Raw genomic sequence first — 15,229 nt, 5'->3', positions numbered from 1 at the left:
CTGATGACACAAATTTCGATCTCAGCTGAATCAGGCTGGCATCTATTGATGAGCGCAAGTCAGGATGGGTCCCACGAGGTGATCGTCGCTTCACTGGACCAGTACTCGTCGTACAGCGAGCAGAACTTCTGGCACTGAAACCCTTCATAAGTTCCCCAACCTTGTGCGCGGAAGGGGACCGGCGGTTTCACGCCCATCACCAGGAACCGATCCCGAATCTGATAGGCCAGATGCGAAACGACGTACTGCTGGAACGAGTCAACGGACGCCGGATCGAACGCCATCAATTCGACTCGCACGTCGGGTTCGCGATCGAGTGGCTGCTCGCCGTGGTCGATCTGTTCGGTCCCTTGCCCGTCATTGTGGAGGGTATGAATCTCCGAGACAGCCTCGATCTTGAACCTGAGGTCGTCCATCTCCTCGAGCGGAATATCGCCGTCGTCCAGCGCTGGTGAATCCGCATCGCCTTCAAATCGCCCGAGGAACTGCTCGAGGACCGGCGGCTCGAAGTCGACCGGGTCGGGCTCGAGATACACATCTTTCTGGTAGATTATCGCGTCGTCCGGATCGGCGTCTGGGAACGGCAGGTTGACGGGTGCGTTGTCGTAGTGACGCTCAAGATGCTCCTCGAGATTTCCGAAGTGCTCCTCAAATGCCGTCTTTGACAGCGTGGCGATGCCGAGGAGTGCCGCCAACAGTCGATCGGGGTTCTCCGTTGGCGGGACCGTGTCGTATCCTCGCTCGCGGTAGACGTGCCAGCGGGCGTAGCGGCGAGCCTGATCGACGTGTTCGCACTCTTCGCGTATTCGTAGAGCAGGATTGTCAGCATACTCCTCGCATTGATGATGCTTTATTTCTCCATCAAATTCCATTTCAATAACGTGCTCGGCATCGTCATTATCGAGGAGGTTAACCCCAACACGTTCATCATTTTCGCCAGTGATGACAGCTTTCATTATTTCACCTCACCCGCTTTACCGACACCCTTCGAGTCCTCCTCAAGCCAAGAACTGTCACGAATCTCCTGTTCGATCTGCTCAGCACGCTCCTCAAGAGTCCCGTTAGTCTGTCGCCAGATGTTCTTTAGGTCGTCAAGGCTCTTGATGTCACCCCGGCGCAATTGACCGATCGTCTGTTTCCCTCGTTTATCAACATCGATTCCGGCTGCTTTGGGGCCTTTTGTGGCTAGCGCGACGAGTTGGGGAGCCGTGGTGATCTTCAGGATTTCTTGATGGTTCCCCAAGCGACCTTATCCCAAGTATTGAGTTCAATGTTGCCGTTCAACAGACGTCGCTGATCATCAGTTAAAGCGACATCGTCGAGATCCGCGTCGATGCTCGATTTGAGATCTTCGATATCGGACTTGAGGGACGCCTCCGAGGGGAATCCCTTTGCTGTTTCCCTCGCACCAGGTGAATTCGATGTCTGCAGTTCCTGTTTCGTACTCAGACTTGCCTGCTTGTCTTGCTTTTCAATGGCTTCGTTTGCAACATCGTGGAGGTGGGCCAACCGGTTTGCGTTCTGTTGCTCGCGGAACTCACTGGCCTCACCGCTCTCATTTTCAGCCTCGAATAGCGCAATCGCCTCGAAGAGTTTGTCCTCCGGGAGCCGCTGAACATGTACCTCCGTCCCGCCCATCCGCTGAATTCCCAGTTCTCCGCCCTGCATCACGCGCTGAGCAGTTTCCTCGGCCTCCCGCTCTAACTGTGGATCCGGATCGATCTCGAGGCCAAGCTCCTCCTGAGGCAGCATCGACACTGCACCGCCAGTCTGTTGACGAACGTGCGCTAACTCGTGGGCTAATACGTGCTGACCTTCCGGCGACGACGGATCGTACTCGCCGGAATTAAACGCGACGTGATTCCCGACCGTGAACGCTCGAGCATTGATTTGCTCACACGCCTGCGCAGCTTTTGGCCCAGTGTGAATCCGCACGTCACCCAGCGAATCACTCATCCGGTCTTCCACCGCCCGCTGGATCGACGTATCCAGCGACCGGCCGGGTGAGGAGATGACGTCCCGAACGCCCTCCGGGACCTGTGTCTCACCGGCCGCGCCGCTCTGAGCCCCGCCTTCCGCACTGCGCTGGAGTGCGCCCGAGACACTGCGACTCGATTGGGTGCCGAGACGGGGACCGCTGGCTGTCCGAGACGGCCCCGTTCCGGACGTTTCTTTGATTCGCTGAACGCGCTCGGCAGCGCCCAACCCGCTAGTCGACTTCGGCCCGAGACTCGAGTCCGTCCGTTGTTTCGCGCGCTGGAGGCGTGCCGCAGCATCCAGTGCGCCGATCGAGTCCGAAGCGGTCTCCGATTGCGACGAGTCGGTGTGTTCTTTCAGTCGCTGCACTCGCTCTGCCGTCGACCCGAGCGAGCCCAACGACGCGGGCATCTCTGCCGAGTCCGCCGTTGTCGTCCCCTCGTCACTCATTCGGTGTACTGATACGCTCGAGTCAGTGGACTGTTGTCGCTGAACCGAGGACGAGGAGTCGGTCTCCTCATCGGACGAGCGCCCCGAACGCGAAGAATATCGTCCCATCGCTGTGATACTCCAGTTGTTTCGGTTCCGCAGTAATAGTATTTACTGTTACACCATAGGCTAAATTTTATCGGAACGGACTGTGTTGAGTCAGCCATCAGCCGAATGTCTTACGAGACCACACGCGCTCATTTGCTGGCCGAACTCGATCGGATCGGGGACCTCCTCGAGACGTATGGGATGACGACCGACCCGATCCCGTCGAGTAGTGATCCGGCCCCGGTCGGCGAGGTCGAACTGGCACGCGACCCGACGACCCTTTCCCTCGGACTTCCCACCGACGCAACGCAGCGCTTTGCCGACCGCGCGGCGCAAATCGACGAGCGCTGTCAGGACACGTCCGCAGAAGTCCCGCTCCGACTACGGATCCTGACCGATCGATTCGATCTCTCTCGAGCCCATCTCGACGTGTTCTTGCTCTCACTCGCCCCTGAGGTCGACGCGGATTATCAAGACTTCTTCCGTGAATTGCACGGTGATACGGTAACACATCCAACTGTCGGTCTGATCACCGAACTCTTCTCTCGAACCGAGGAGGAAGGCCTAGCTGCTACGGCACTCATCGGCCCCAGTTCACTCCTTCGTCAGCACGATCTAGTGAGACTTTCTGACCCAGTAGAACCGAGTCGCTCCCGCCAACACCGCCTCGTGACCGTCGATCAGCGACTGGTGTCGTATCTCGAGGGCCACGTCGACCTCGACCCCGCGCTCGAGCACGTGGCCGCCCTCTCCACGCCCGATCGAACCCTCGAGGACCTCCCGCTCGAGTCGGCCCTCCGCGACCGGCTCGAGCGCGTCGACGCCGACTCGAGCGGCCGCTACTATTTCTACGGACCGGACGACGACGAACGCGAGGCGGCGATCAACGCGCTGGCGGACGATCGATTGCTCCGCGCCTCGCTGCCGGCCGTGCTCGAGGCCGACGCCGTCGAGCGCCTCCACCGGGAAGCGCTCCTACAAGACTGTCCGGTACATCTCACCGACGCCGACGTGCTCAGCGAGCGCGAGAGCGACCGCACGCTCGAGGAGATTTTCGATCGGTTTTCCGACCTCCACTGCGACCTGTTCGTGACCGGGACCGAGGCGTGGCGGCCGACGGGGACGACCGTCGGCGTCGACGCTATCCTCGAGTTTCCCCGCCCCTCGATCGAGACACGACGGGCGTTCTGGGAGGACCGGGCGGACGAGCTCCCGGCGGACCTCGAGCCCGCGGTGCTCGCAGGTACCTTCGAACTCACGCGAGGGCAACTCGAGGCGGCGCTGGCGACGGCGCGGTCGCTGGCGAGCGGCGACGACCTCACGGCCGACGATATCTACGAGGGGTGTCGCGCCCAGTCGGCCGGCGGGCTGGGCGAGCTCGCCCAGCGGATCGAGCCCGCCAGCGACTGGGACGACATCCAGCTCCGGGAGAAGACCAACCGCGAACTCCGGCTGATCCGGGACCACATCGCGAACCGGGCCCGCGTCTACAGGGAGTGGGGCTTCGCGGAGGAGTTCGCCCGCGGGACCGGCGTCGTCGCCCTCTTCAAGGGGAAATCGGGGACGGGCAAGACGATGGCCGCGGAGGTGCTGGCCGACGACGTCGGGATGGCCCTCTACAAGATCGACCTCTCCTCGGTCGTCTCGAAGTACATCGGCGAGACCGAGGAGAACTTAGAGAGGATCTTTCGGGCGGCGAACCACTCCAACGCCATCCTGCTGTTCGACGAGGCCGACTCGATCTTCGGCGACCGCGCGGAGGTGTCCGACGCGACCGACCGCTACGCCAACGTCGAGGTCAACTACCTCCTCCAGCGCATCGAGAGCTACGACGGCGTCGTCGTGCTCACCACCAACCACGCGTCGAACATCGACTCCGCGTTCGAGCGCCGGATCGACCATACAGTGACGTTCACGCGTCCGAAGGGACCCGTCCGCGAGGCGATCTGGGCGGGCGTCTTCCCCGACGACGCGCCGCTCGGCGACCTCGACTACGAGTTCCTCTCATCGCTGGATCTCACCGGCGGCCAGATCAGGAAGATCGGCCAGACGGCCGCGATCCTCGCGGCCGGCGACGACCGGCGCATCGAAATGCGCCATGTCGTCCGCGCGCTCGAGCAGGAGTTCGGCGCACGGGGACAGCTCCTGCGCTCGATCGACTTCGGCGAACACCGTCGCCACCTCCGGAGCGTGGACGATGACGGCCAGACGGGGACCGACGGACGGTCGGCCGACGCTGATGAGGAGGCGGTCGGCCGCTCGCCGGAGGCCGTCATCCGTCGGTTTTTCGAACTGTTGGACGCCGGCAAGGGCGATCACGCCCGCGAACTGTATCACTCCCGGACCCTCGCCGAGGAATTCTCGCGGAAGGAACTGGCGATGATTGCCCACGGCGACCTCTCGGTCGCCGGTGAGATCGACCGCGTCCGAGACGATCACGACCGCGTCATTCTCGAGTTCGATCGCGAACTGAACGGCGATCGAACGCCGCGGTCCTACGAGTTACGCCCGGAAGACGATGTTTGGCGGATCTTCAACGTCGAACGCGTCCGCGAGAACGACGTGGTAGTGAATTGATGAGGGCGACGCTGGCATCTCCCGGCCCTCACCCGAGCCGAGCCGGTCAGAACCGTCAGCCAGTCCCGCCGTGCATGCATTCGCGACCGGACATGTTTTCTCCCTTCCCCCCGACGGTGTGGCTATGCAGGCATCCATCGACGCCGTTCGCGTCGCGGGGACCCCCGAGGGACCGGTCCCAGTCGTCGTCCTCGCCATCGAGGACGAAAGCGACGTCGTGCCGATCTTCATCGGCTTCAGCGAGGCGACCAGTATCGCTCGCGGTCTCGAGGCCGAAGACATCGGGCGGCCGCTAACCCACGACCTCCTGCTCGACGTCATGGAGGAACTGGGCAGCCGGATTGACCACATCGTCGTCAACGAGATCGAGAAGCGCGGCGACGGTCAGGGTGGCACCTACATTGCCGACATCCACCTCGAGACGCCCCGCGGCGAGACGGTCATCGATGCCCGACCGAGCGATTCGCTCGCGCTTGCCGCCCGGACGAACGCCGCGATCGAGATCACGGAGGACGTTTTCGAGGACAGCCGAGACGACAGCGAAAAGTTTGACGAACTCGAAGACATCCGCAACGTGTCGGGTGAGATCTAGATGGATGAGACGCTGGAAGAACTGTTCGCCGTCATCGAAGACCGGAAGGAAACGTTGCCCGAGGACTCCTACACCGCCTCGCTGTTCACCCACGAGAAAGGCGAGAACGAGGTGTTAGAGAAGCTCGGCGAGGAGACGACCGAACTCGTGCTGGCCGCGAAAGACAACGATCACGAGGAGATCGCCCACGAGAGTGCCGACATCGTCTACCATCTGCTCGTCCTGCTCGCGATGAAGGACATGGAGCTGTCGGACCTCGAGGCCGAACTCGAGGCGCGGCGCTGACGGTAACCGCGGTTCGCGGCGGTATCGAGGCGGCGATTCCGAACGAGACCCGGCGCTGACGGTAACCGCGGTTCGCGGCGGTATCGAGGCGGCGATTCCGAACGAGACCCGGCGGACCAAGGGATCGAGAGTCGGTCACGAACGTGTACCTTCATTGTGGGGTAGGTTCCATACACACTCATTGTGATATCGACAGGTCGGTCGCCGCGCCGACCGCGAACGGAGTGAGTCCACGTGTCCGACGCCACACCTGACGAATCAGATGACGCCGCGGACGGCGGAGCCGATTACCGGCAGGTCTCGTTCATCGTGCTGGCAGGACTCGCACTCGTGCTGGCGGCCGCGTTCGCGCCCGGAATGACCGGCAGCAGCGAGAGCGACTCGAGCCCCGGGTTCGACGTCGACTGGGACGGAATCTTGCCGGATATCGATTTCGACCCAGATACCGATAGGGACACCGACGTCAACAGGCCCGAGGACGGCGGCGACAGCGACGGCGAGCCCGGCGACGGGCCGGGCGGTGACTTTGACTGGCGACGATTGCTCGAGTGGCTCAACCTCGATCGCGGCGACGGTGATATCGAGCCGCCGAGGGAGACCGAGGGGGAGCCACAGTGCGTCATCATGCTGGATCGCGATCCGGTCCCCGGCAGCCAGCTCACGGCGACGATCCGGTACGAGGGCGAACCGCTCACCGAGACGCCGGTGTGGTTCGGCGAGCAACGGGTCGGGGAGACGGACGAAATGGGACGGGTGACCGGCGAGGTACCGTACGTCGAGGAACTGGTCATCCGCGTCGGAGCGGGGACCGACGCGACGTGTCGCGCCGGGACGTCGACGTCGCTGACGTCGTCCATGACGACCGAGGCTGCGAGTCACCAGTCCGACGACGTTCGGCAGTCCGATGTCGACGGTCGGCAGTCAGGCGAATCGGAAACCGGAATCGGAGCAACACCGAGTGTGAGCCACGGTGTACCGGCGGCGACCGCGACGGGACCCGCGGCGTCGGTGTCACCGTCGGTTTCGAACGCTCCCGTCCTCGCATCATCGGTCGCACCTGTGGCGAGCATACAGGATGGGGCGTCGGGGAACGCTACCGGGACTTACGCGGTCGACGGCGAGGTCGAAATCGACGTCGACGGCGACCCCTACCCCGGCAAGACGATCACCGTCGAGGCGACGATCGAGGACGTACCGATGCGCGAGGCGACCGTCTCCGTCGACGGCACCGCGGTCGGGGAGACGGACGGCGAGGGACGGGCCACGGTGACGGTGCCCGATGACGGCACCGACGCGCTCGAGATCGAGGTCGCCCGCGGCGACTTCGCGGGGACGACGACGGTCGACGTCCTGTTGCTCGAGACGGCATTTTCCCCCGACGGCATCGCACCGGTTCCGGGCAGTCCCGGTGCCATCGAAGCCACGATCAACGGCGAGCCGGTCGAGGGTGCCGCGGTGACCGTCGACGGCAAGGAGGTCGGGACGACGGACGCCGACGGTCGACTGGCGACCGGACTGCCGCTCGATCCGACCACGACGGTGACGGTCAGCACGGAGCGCCAGACCGCGAGTGTCTCGCTCGTCGGTTCCTACGGCGGGCCCGCGCTCCTGCTCTCGAGTCTCATCGCCGGACTGGCAGCACTCTCCTATCGCCGGTACGGCCGACGTGGGCCGATCGCCGTTCTCGGTGGGACAGCGGCACTAACCGCAGTGCTCGTCACCGAGGCGTTCTACGGGCAGTGGGCCGGGCTCGCCGTACTCGGCGGCGTCTGTCTGCTCGGACTCGGCGTCGGTCTATCGCGGTCCGGTCGGGGCCCGCCCAGCCCCAGCGTCCGCGACCGTCCCTCGTCCCGCGACTGGCTGGACCGATTCACGTCCCGACTCGTCGCTCTCGCAATAGGTGTCGTCGACCGACTCGAGGTGCTCCTCGAGTGGATGCATGCGCTGGCCGGAACCGCCCGTGAGTGGCTCCGGTCGCTGCCCCGGTCCGGACGGGAGCTGTGGACGCATTTCGCTGCCTGGCTGAGGACGCTTCCGGGACGCATACGGTCCGAGTTCGAGACGGCGCTCGCGACCGCTCGAACGCTGCCACTGCGGGCGGCTGCAGCGGGAATCGGGGCACTGCCGCTGATCGCGGGCGGCTACGTTGTCGACGGTGTCCGGGGGCAATTCTCGTCACCGTTGCGCTCGCCGTTGTCGGCGTGGTGATGTTCCGATCCGACGAGGACGCGTCCGAAACGGCAGTTGCGGACGACGACACGGAGGCAGCCATGGACCCGGCGGCGACGGGAGAAACGAGTTCCGCGGCGGACGAAACGCTCTCGTTCCGCGAGCTGTGGCGGGCGTTCGCACGCCGGGTCGCGCCGGGACGCTGGCGAACGCGCACTCCCGGCGAGATCGAACGCCGCGCGCTCTCGAAGGGGTATCCCCGCGAGCCGGTTCGCAAACTGACGACGCTCTTCCGCGAGGTGGAGTACGGTGGTCGGCCCCGCTCGCGAAGCCATCGCGAACGAGCGGCCGAGGCCTACGACGCGGTCGAACACGCTCGAGCGGCCGAGACGGAAGCAACCGCGGACGAGAAAGAGGCGGCTGAACGAGATGGCGACGAGGGCCGGTCGGCGTCCCCGACGGAACGGACTCGCGAAATGGAGTCCGATACGGAGGGAGAGTCATGAGACGGCGTCGCCAGATCGTCATCGTCCTGTGCGGGCTGGCGTTCGTCGCGATCGGGACGATCGTCGGTCTCAGCGGCTCCGGTGGATCGGACGGCACTGGTGGCCTCGTCGTCCTGCTCGCGCTCGTCGCGCTCGGCCTCAGCCTCTGGAAGGTCCGCGGCTCGCTCGATACGACGGCGGACGCGCCGGCAGTGCCCTGGGCGGCCGACGAACCGTTGCGAATCCGGCCCCCGAGCGAACCGACCGCGACCCCGCCCTCTCGAGTGACGCGCTGGCCGGCGTGATCGAGACGGCCGGCGAAACGGCCCGTGATTCGGGCACTATCGACGACGGCCTCGAAGTTGTTCGGCCGCCGCTCCGGACGGCGTTGCTCGACGCCCTCGAGCAGGGCGGCCGGTCGCGATCGGATGCGGAGGCGGCGCTCGCGGACGGAACCTGGACCGACGATCCGGTCGCCGCCAGCGTCCTCGCGGCGGAGATCGAGCCGCCGATCCGGCCGCTCCGCGAGCGTGTTCGCGCGTGGCTGTACCCTGAACGCGTCGTGCGCCGGCGGGCCCGCCAGGCGACGAATGCGGTCGCCGAGGTGGCCGACGACGCCCTGCCGACGGTGCCGGGCCAGACTGCCCCACGGACCGTCCCGGTGCTCCAGCCGCGTCTCGAGGACCTCCAGCGCGGAGCGGACGGCCGCCTGCAGCGGGCCGTCGAGCCGCGGGCGACCGCTCGCGGACCGCAACCGGTTCGGCCTCGAATCGGGACCGAATCCGAGCGGGGAGACGAGGAACGAAACGATGGAAATCGAGCTGATGATGATGGTGATGAACGAGCCGACGATACCCGAGACGGAGACCGAGAGGTGACCGACGCGTGATCGACCGACGGGTGCGTTGGCGCGGAGCCATCGCGGCGACGGTTGCACTCGCCGTCGCCGGAATCGCCGACGGAAACCCCGTCCTCCTGCTCGGAGCAGTCATCCCGCTCGTCTTCGTCGCCTACGGCTCGCTGTCCCGCGTTCGAGTGCCCGACGAACTCGTCGCGACCAGGACCGTGACGCCGACGCCCGCACCGCCGGGCCAGCCCGTCACCGTCACCCTCGAGGTGACCAACGGTTCCGACCGGACGATCACGGACATCCGGGTCGCCGACGGCGTCCCCGCGGCGATCGCCGTCCTCGAGGGATCGCCCCGCGCCGGCACGACGCTCGAGCCCGGCGACAGCCTCACGCTGGAGTACGTCGTGGTGGCCCGCCACGGCGAGTACGACTTCGAGCCGCCCCAGTGTCGCGTCCGCGGGCTCGGCGTGAGCGCGACGGCGACGACGGCGCTGTCGACATCCGGCGATCGCTCGATCGTCTGTCGGCTCGACGCCGACGCGCCGCCGATCGAGGAGACCGGATCGAAGCGTGTCGGACAGCTCACGACCGACAACCCCGGCGAGGGAATCTCGTTTCACTCGATCCGGGAGTACCACCCCGACGACCCCGCTGACCGCATCGACTGGCGACACTACGCGAAACGCGGGACGCTTGCGACGGTCAACTACGAGCGACAGGTCTCGGCGACCGTCGTCCTAGTCGTTGACGCGCGACCGGCGAACCGCGTCGTCGCCGGCCGGGGTCAGCCGACCGCCATCGAATACGGAGCCTACGCCGCGACCCGTGCGCTGTCGGACCTGCTTGATCACGGCCACGACGTCGGTGTCGCCGTCATCGGGATGGACGGCCCCGGCCCGGCCGGCTGCCACTGGCTCGAGCCCGCGAGCGGACCGGCACAGCGAACGCGCGCGCTCGAACTCCTCCGGCAAGTAGCGGACGAGGCGGCGGCCGACCGCGGCTCGAGCACGCATCGATCCGCTGTCGGCGGACGGGGCCGGACGACGCGCCAGGTCCGGAAGGTGCTTGAGCTCGCATCGACGAACGCACAGCTCGCGCTATTCTCGCCCGTCCTCGACGAGCCGCCCGTGGACGCGGTCGAGACGTGGCGGGGTGCGGGGCTGCCGGTCATCCTCCTCTCACCGGATGTCGTCCCGGAGAATACCATCAGCGGCCAGTACGAGCAGACGCGACGGCGGACCCGGCTGGCCCGCTGTCAGGCCGCCGGCGCGCGCACGGTCGACTGGCGGCGCGGCACGCCGCTGCCACTGATCATCGAGCATGCCTTCGCCGCCGATGCGCGACTCTCGAGTAGTCGGTTAACCGGGGGCAGTGCCGGCACCTCGAGCGGTGAGAGCGGTGGGAGCGGGGGAGTAGAGGGAGCGAGGGGGGCAGTTGGAGCGGCGTCTCGAGCAACGAGAGCGACGGGTGGGGCGGCAAACGTGACTCGAGCACGACCGGTCGCACTGAGAACGCGAACGGCCCGCCGCGCGCGGATCGAAATGAGGCGGAGATCGAGACGGACGGTGGACCGGACGACCGGCCCGGGTCGAACCCGACCGCGGACTCGAAGCGATGGGGAGGTGACGAGTAGATGTCCCTCGCCGGACCGCGCCTCGATCGGCCGTCCGCGATCGGCGACGAGGGGCGAGCGCGGGCGGCGAGCCTCTGGATCGCCAGCCTGATCGTCGTCGCAATCGTCGCCGTCGTCGGTTTCGAAATCGGCGAGTCATCGCTGTTGCCGACACTCGGTCTAATTGTTGGGCTGACCGTCGCGGGCGTGGGCCTGCTCGAGCGCGACGGGTTCGTCAGTCTGGTCGTGGCCCACGCGTTCCTGCTGACGTTCGGGACGGCGTTCGCGCTGCTCGTGCTCGCAGCCCCGTTCGTCACTCGGGTCGGAATCGCTACAAGTGGCTGTGCGCTTGCGCTCGCCGGGATCGCAGCCGCCTGGGCCGATATCGGTGGTGACGGGCTGGGATCCGCCGCAGCGGGCAGTGTGATCAGCTACGCCTCGATGCTGTGCTCGACCGTGCTGGGAACGTTCCTGGCGGCCGTCGTCTATTTCGGCTGGACGGTCCTGACCAGCATAATCGGATTTTCGACGCCGGTCGCGTCCGCTACCGGCTTCCTTCTAGTCGTCGTCGGGTCCGCCGGCGTCGTTCGGCTGTCGTTGCGGTGGCTCCCGATTCGGCAGTTGGCACCACGGGACCGCCGCCCAGCAGTCGAGCGTCGACTCGCCGTCTTCCGGCGACGCTTGCTGTACACGGTCATCGGGTCGATCGGCGCACTCGTCGGTATCGGCGCCCTCGCGCTGGCGGGCGTCCACACCGCGGTGACGAGCGTCCCATTATTCGCGGGGGTGCTCGCGTCGCTGTCCTCGCCGCTGTTTGTCTGGCCGATCGTCGCCGTCGGCGCGGTGAGTATCCTCGCCGGCGCGGTCGCGTTCCTGCTTCGACGGACAACCCGCGACGTCACCGCCCGGACGACGCGGCGGACCGCCGCGGTCGTCGTCGGCGTCGTCCTCTCCCTGCCGTTCCTGCTCGGGCTTGCGCTCATCGTCGCGGGTGCCGGGATCGTCATCGGTCCCATCCTGATCGGGATGGCCCTCGTCGTCGCTCTGGCACTGGGACCGCTCGCGTTCCTGGTCATGGTCGGGAGCGGTGCCATCGGTGTCGAACTTGGCCTGCTCCCCGCACGGGCCACCGGGCCGGCGATCGCTGCGACGGGACTCGTCGTGACCGCCATCGGCATGGGTCGCGCCAACCCGCTCATCGTCTTCGCCTGCATCGCCGGAGCGATCCTCGTCTGGGACAGCGCGACGTTCGGCCTCGGGCTGACGGCCGAACTCGGGCACCTCCCCGAGACCCGCCGGATCGAACTCTTCCACGGTGCCGTCGCCGTCGGCGTCGCGCTCGGTGCCGTCGCCGTCGTCATCAGCCTCGAGGTGCTCCGCGCCGGCCTCTTCGCGGGCGGCGGCGCGGCCGGCGGTGCGGTCGTCGTCGCGCTTGGCGCGTTGCTCCTGTTGCTCCCGTTGCGCGGCTAGGGACCGAACCCGGGCCGACCGCAGACGACTCCGGGCCGAACTCGATGGGGAGGGTTCTTGGGTATCTAGACTCACTGTCGTGTATGGACGAGACGAACGTGACGCCCGACGACGCCGCACGAACCGTCCGGCGCGTCGTCGAACGCATCGAAGAAGCCGCGGTCGTCGACCGCGAAGTCCTCCACGCAATGCTGTCGGCGACGCTGGCCCGCGGTCACGTCCTGCTCGAGGACGTGCCGGGGACCGGGAAAACGGTCACCGCCCGCGTGATCGCCGAGGCAATGGGTCTCGAGTTCACGCGGATTCAGTTCACGCCGGACCTGTTGCCCTCGGACGTGACCGGGTCGACGATCTACGACGACCAGACCGGCGAGTTCGAGTTCGCGGCGGGACCAGTCTTTACGAACGTCGTCCTCGCCGACGAGATCAACCGCGCGCCGCCGAAGACCCAGGCCGCCCTGCTCGAGGCCATGGAGGAGGGGCAGGTCAGCGTCGACGGCACGACCTACGACCTGCCGGAGCCGTTCCTGGTCGTCGCGACCCAGAACCCGATCGAACAGGAGGGGACCTTCCGGCTGCCCGAGGCCCAGCGTGACCGCTTCAGCGTCAAGACCTCGCTGGGTTACCCCGATTTCGAGGGCGAAATGGGGTTGCTCGAGCGCCGGGCGAACCGGCGATCGCTCTCGCCGAGTGTCGACCCGGTCGCCAGTCGAGACACGGTTCGACTCCTGCAGACGCTGACGGAGGAGGTTACCGTCGACGAGAAGATTCGCCGCTACATTGTCGAGATCGCGCGGAAGACGCGGGCGGACCAGCGAGCCGAGATCGGCGTCTCGCCCCGCGGCGTCCAGCGCGTCTTCGAGGCGGCCCGCGCCGCGGCGCTGATCGACGGCCGGTCGTACGTGACACCGGACGACATCAAACGACTCGCACAGCCGACGATGGCCCACCGGATCGTACTCACGACCGAAGCGACTGTCGAGGGAGTTGACGGGAGCGCCGTCGTTCGCCACGCGGTGAACGCGGTCGACGTGCCCGCGGTCGCACCGGGGACGGACGAACCCACACCGGCGACCGATCCCGGGACCGAATCGGCGGAACCGAACGGGGACGATCCCGACACCGCGTCCGATACCGAATCGGCGGAACCACGAAGCGACAACCCCGATACCGAAGTAGCGGACCAGCGAAGCGACGACGCCGAGACTGAATGGGCGGAACCGCGAAGCGACAGTCCGGATTCCACAGCGAGTCCCGAACCGGATAGCGCACACGACGATTCCGCCGACAGCGACTCTACCGCCGACCCCGATTCTGACTCGAGTCACACTCACGACCGACAGGAGGATCCGTGGAGCGACGATTGAGCCGCCCGCTACGAACGCGTCGACTGCACGGTGCTTGCAGCCGCCCGTATTAGGTTGATACCGCCCGGTAATGACACGAGGCATGTCATGGCACTACAACAGCTCGAGCACGCGGACGACCACATGCAGGAGTGTATCGACAACTGCCTCGAGGCCACCCAGGTCTGCGAGTGGTGTGCGGATGCCTGTGCGGGCGAGGGCGAAGAGATGGCTCGCTGTATCCGGCTCTGCCGGGACGTAGCTGATATCGCCTCGCTGCACGCGCGATTCATGGCCCGCAACTCGGGCTACCATCAGGAACTGGGCGAACTCTGTGCGGACCTCTGCGAGGAGTGCGCCGAGGAGTGCGAACAGCACGATCACGACCACTGTCAGGCCTGCGCGGAGATCCTGCCGAAGTGCGCCGAAAGCTGTCGGGAGATGGCCTCTGCCTGAACGCGGTCGCCATCCTATAGTAGCCACTGAAAGTCAATGCACACCTGATCGCATGACGGCTGTGCAATCAGTGTGTGAATCGTTTCAGCGGCTACTATATTTCTTCGCGGTGACATCAAATCTCGGTCCAGAGAAGCAAGTCCCCGACCCACCAACTCCGTGCTATCGGTCCACCACGGGCGTCCACGTCCGATCCGTCTCGCCAACATACCGCGAGACGGGCCGCACCAGTCGGTTATCCGCGCGTTGCTCGAGGCAGTGGGCCATCCAGCCGGCGACCCGCGCGACGCCGAAGGTCGCCGTGAACAGCTCCTGCGGGACCCCAACGCCGTCGAGCAACGCGGCGGTGTAGAACTCGACGTTCGTCTCGAGTCGTGGGTCGAAAACCGAGGGTGTCACGTCGGCTAACTGATCGGCCCGGTTCGTTGTACTGGTTCCATACTAATAGAACAGGTCTCAGTTGCTGACCGCCGCGCCGACGATACCGGCGACCGCGCTCTCCAGCGCCATGATCAGTGAGACGGCGACGACGAGCGCGAAGATACCGATCCCCGCGGCACCGGAGACTGCACCCCCGAGAGGACCGAGCGCGAGGCCGGCGACGCCGACCGCTACGCCGATGAGGAGTCCGCTGATGATCCCGCCGAGCGAGCCCGCGAGCAGTCCGTGCCAGAAGCCGCTACCGAGGCCACCGCCGGCCATGTAGCCCGCGACGAAACCGCCGACCAACCCCGCTGCGATCTGGCCGATCCCTGGCAGGACGAGACCGACAATCCCGAGAACGGTTGCGACGACGAAGCCGATGAAGACGGCATGCCAGTTTGTCATGCGAGATCGTACGCTAGCGGCGAGGATAAGGTCGCGGCGGACACC

The 15,229-nt window shown here is 66.1% G+C and carries 15 protein-coding genes and 1 pseudogene; 11 read left to right on the top strand and 5 right to left on the bottom strand.

Features of this window, described 5'->3' with window-relative positions; translation table 11 throughout:
* Nucleotides 1-59: 59 nt before the first annotated feature.
* Genes K6I40_RS20980 through K6I40_RS28665 form a run of 3 tightly spaced genes read right to left on the bottom strand, consistent with a single transcriptional unit; the run spans nt 60 to nt 2,427 of the window.
* Complete coding sequence (locus K6I40_RS20980) at nt 60-956, bottom strand: hypothetical protein (RefSeq protein WP_222916203.1); 897 nt, start codon at nt 954-956, stop codon at nt 60-62.
* Nucleotides 956-1,243, bottom strand: a complete 288-nt coding sequence (locus K6I40_RS20975; protein ID WP_222916201.1) for a hypothetical protein — start codon at nt 1,241-1,243, stop codon at nt 956-958. Before K6I40_RS20975 ends, K6I40_RS20980 begins: the two co-directional genes overlap by 1 nt.
* Entirely contained in the window at nt 1,219-2,427 is a 1,209-nt protein-coding gene (locus tag K6I40_RS28665; protein ID WP_255681821.1) for a DUF4157 domain-containing protein, read from the bottom strand. The genes K6I40_RS20975 and K6I40_RS28665 overlap by 25 nt, the downstream gene beginning before the upstream one ends.
* A 213-nt stretch (nt 2,428-2,640) precedes the next feature.
* Between K6I40_RS28665 and K6I40_RS20965 the strand changes: the two genes are divergently transcribed.
* The 11 genes from K6I40_RS20965 to K6I40_RS20925 all read left to right on the top strand — a co-directional run bounded on the left by K6I40_RS20965 (nt 2,641) and on the right by K6I40_RS20925 (nt 14,356).
* Nucleotides 2,641-5,091, top strand: a complete 2,451-nt coding sequence (locus K6I40_RS20965) for an ATP-binding protein (protein ID WP_222916199.1) — start codon at nt 2,641-2,643, stop codon at nt 5,089-5,091.
* A gap of 124 nt (nt 5,092-5,215) precedes the next feature.
* Nucleotides 5,216-5,683, top strand: coding sequence for a bifunctional nuclease family protein (locus K6I40_RS20960; protein ID WP_222916197.1), 468 nt, complete (start codon nt 5,216-5,218; stop codon nt 5,681-5,683).
* The gene (gene hisE, locus K6I40_RS20955) at nt 5,684-5,968 is read left to right on the top strand and encodes a phosphoribosyl-ATP diphosphatase (RefSeq protein WP_222916196.1); all 285 of its coding nucleotides are present in this window, start codon (nt 5,684-5,686) and stop codon (nt 5,966-5,968) included.
* A 234-nt stretch (nt 5,969-6,202) separates the two neighbouring features.
* The gene (locus K6I40_RS20950) at nt 6,203-8,176 is read left to right on the top strand and encodes a hypothetical protein (protein WP_255681820.1); all 1,974 of its coding nucleotides are present in this window, start codon (nt 6,203-6,205) and stop codon (nt 8,174-8,176) included.
* Complete coding sequence (locus tag K6I40_RS28660) at nt 8,176-8,643, top strand: DUF4129 domain-containing protein (RefSeq protein ID WP_255681819.1); 468 nt, start codon at nt 8,176-8,178, stop codon at nt 8,641-8,643. The genes K6I40_RS20950 and K6I40_RS28660 overlap by 1 nt, the downstream gene beginning before the upstream one ends.
* The gene (locus tag K6I40_RS28655) at nt 8,640-8,927 is read left to right on the top strand and encodes a hypothetical protein (protein ID WP_255681818.1); all 288 of its coding nucleotides are present in this window, start codon (nt 8,640-8,642) and stop codon (nt 8,925-8,927) included. Before K6I40_RS28660 ends, K6I40_RS28655 begins: the two co-directional genes overlap by 4 nt.
* Nucleotides 8,924-9,511 (top strand): hypothetical protein, encoded by a 588-nt coding sequence (locus K6I40_RS20945; RefSeq protein ID WP_255681817.1) that lies wholly within the window; start codon nt 8,924-8,926, stop codon nt 9,509-9,511. Before K6I40_RS28655 ends, K6I40_RS20945 begins: the two co-directional genes overlap by 4 nt.
* Nucleotides 9,508-11,196, top strand: coding sequence for a DUF58 domain-containing protein (locus K6I40_RS20940; protein ID WP_255681816.1), 1,689 nt, complete (start codon nt 9,508-9,510; stop codon nt 11,194-11,196). The genes K6I40_RS20945 and K6I40_RS20940 overlap by 4 nt, the downstream gene beginning before the upstream one ends.
* Entirely contained in the window at nt 11,106-12,554 is a 1,449-nt protein-coding gene (locus tag K6I40_RS20935) for a hypothetical protein (protein WP_222916193.1), read from the top strand. The genes K6I40_RS20940 and K6I40_RS20935 overlap by 91 nt, the downstream gene beginning before the upstream one ends.
* An 83-nt stretch (nt 12,555-12,637) precedes the next feature.
* A complete protein-coding gene (locus tag K6I40_RS20930; RefSeq protein ID WP_255681815.1) occupies nt 12,638-13,921 on the top strand; it encodes an AAA family ATPase in 1,284 nt (427 codons plus the stop codon).
* 87 nt (nt 13,922-14,008) lie between these two features.
* Nucleotides 14,009-14,356: a four-helix bundle copper-binding protein gene (locus K6I40_RS20925; protein WP_222916191.1), complete on the top strand. Its 348-nt coding sequence runs from the start codon at nt 14,009-14,011 to the stop codon at nt 14,354-14,356.
* Between the two features lie 162 nt (nt 14,357-14,518).
* On the opposite strand, the pseudogene K6I40_RS20920 reads toward K6I40_RS20925, so the two are convergent.
* Together K6I40_RS20920 and K6I40_RS20915 are read right to left on the bottom strand one after the other, a co-directional pair.
* Nucleotides 14,519-14,731: pseudogene (locus K6I40_RS20920) on the bottom strand (citrate/2-methylcitrate synthase); the annotation flags it as partial.
* A gap of 81 nt (nt 14,732-14,812) precedes the next feature.
* Nucleotides 14,813-15,184, bottom strand: a complete 372-nt coding sequence (locus tag K6I40_RS20915) for a DUF5518 domain-containing protein (protein ID WP_222916189.1) — start codon at nt 15,182-15,184, stop codon at nt 14,813-14,815.
* Nucleotides 15,185-15,229 lie beyond the last annotated feature (45 nt).

This window comes from Natrinema sp. SYSU A 869 (assembly GCF_019879105.1).
Taxonomy (GTDB): Archaea; Halobacteriota; Halobacteria; order Halobacteriales; family Natrialbaceae; genus Natrinema.
Note: the sequence above shows the minus strand (reverse complement) of the source record. Positions and strands in the feature narration are given on the sequence as shown.

Excerpts from the sequence above, each read along its gene's own strand:
- K6I40_RS20980 (WP_222916203.1), bottom strand. The coding sequence starts at position 956 with ATGAAAGCTGTCATCACTGGCGAAAATGATGAACGTGTTGGGGTTAAC.
- K6I40_RS28665 (WP_255681821.1), bottom strand. The coding sequence starts at position 2,427 with ATGAGTGACGAGGGGACGACAACGGCGGACTCGGCAGAGATGCCCGCG.
- K6I40_RS20965 (WP_222916199.1), top strand. The coding sequence starts at position 2,641 with ATGTCTTACGAGACCACACGCGCTCATTTGCTGGCCGAACTCGATCGG.
- K6I40_RS20960 (WP_222916197.1), top strand. The coding sequence starts at position 5,216 with ATGCAGGCATCCATCGACGCCGTTCGCGTCGCGGGGACCCCCGAGGGA.
- hisE (WP_222916196.1), top strand. The coding sequence starts at position 5,684 with ATGGATGAGACGCTGGAAGAACTGTTCGCCGTCATCGAAGACCGGAAG.
- K6I40_RS28660 (WP_255681819.1), top strand. The coding sequence starts at position 8,176 with ATGTTCCGATCCGACGAGGACGCGTCCGAAACGGCAGTTGCGGACGAC.
- K6I40_RS28655 (WP_255681818.1), top strand. The coding sequence starts at position 8,640 with ATGAGACGGCGTCGCCAGATCGTCATCGTCCTGTGCGGGCTGGCGTTC.
- K6I40_RS20935 (WP_222916193.1), top strand. The coding sequence starts at position 11,106 with ATGTCCCTCGCCGGACCGCGCCTCGATCGGCCGTCCGCGATCGGCGAC.
- K6I40_RS20930 (WP_255681815.1), top strand. The coding sequence starts at position 12,638 with ATGGACGAGACGAACGTGACGCCCGACGACGCCGCACGAACCGTCCGG.
- K6I40_RS20925 (WP_222916191.1), top strand. The coding sequence starts at position 14,009 with ATGGCACTACAACAGCTCGAGCACGCGGACGACCACATGCAGGAGTGT.
- K6I40_RS20915 (WP_222916189.1), bottom strand. The coding sequence starts at position 15,184 with ATGACAAACTGGCATGCCGTCTTCATCGGCTTCGTCGTCGCAACCGTT.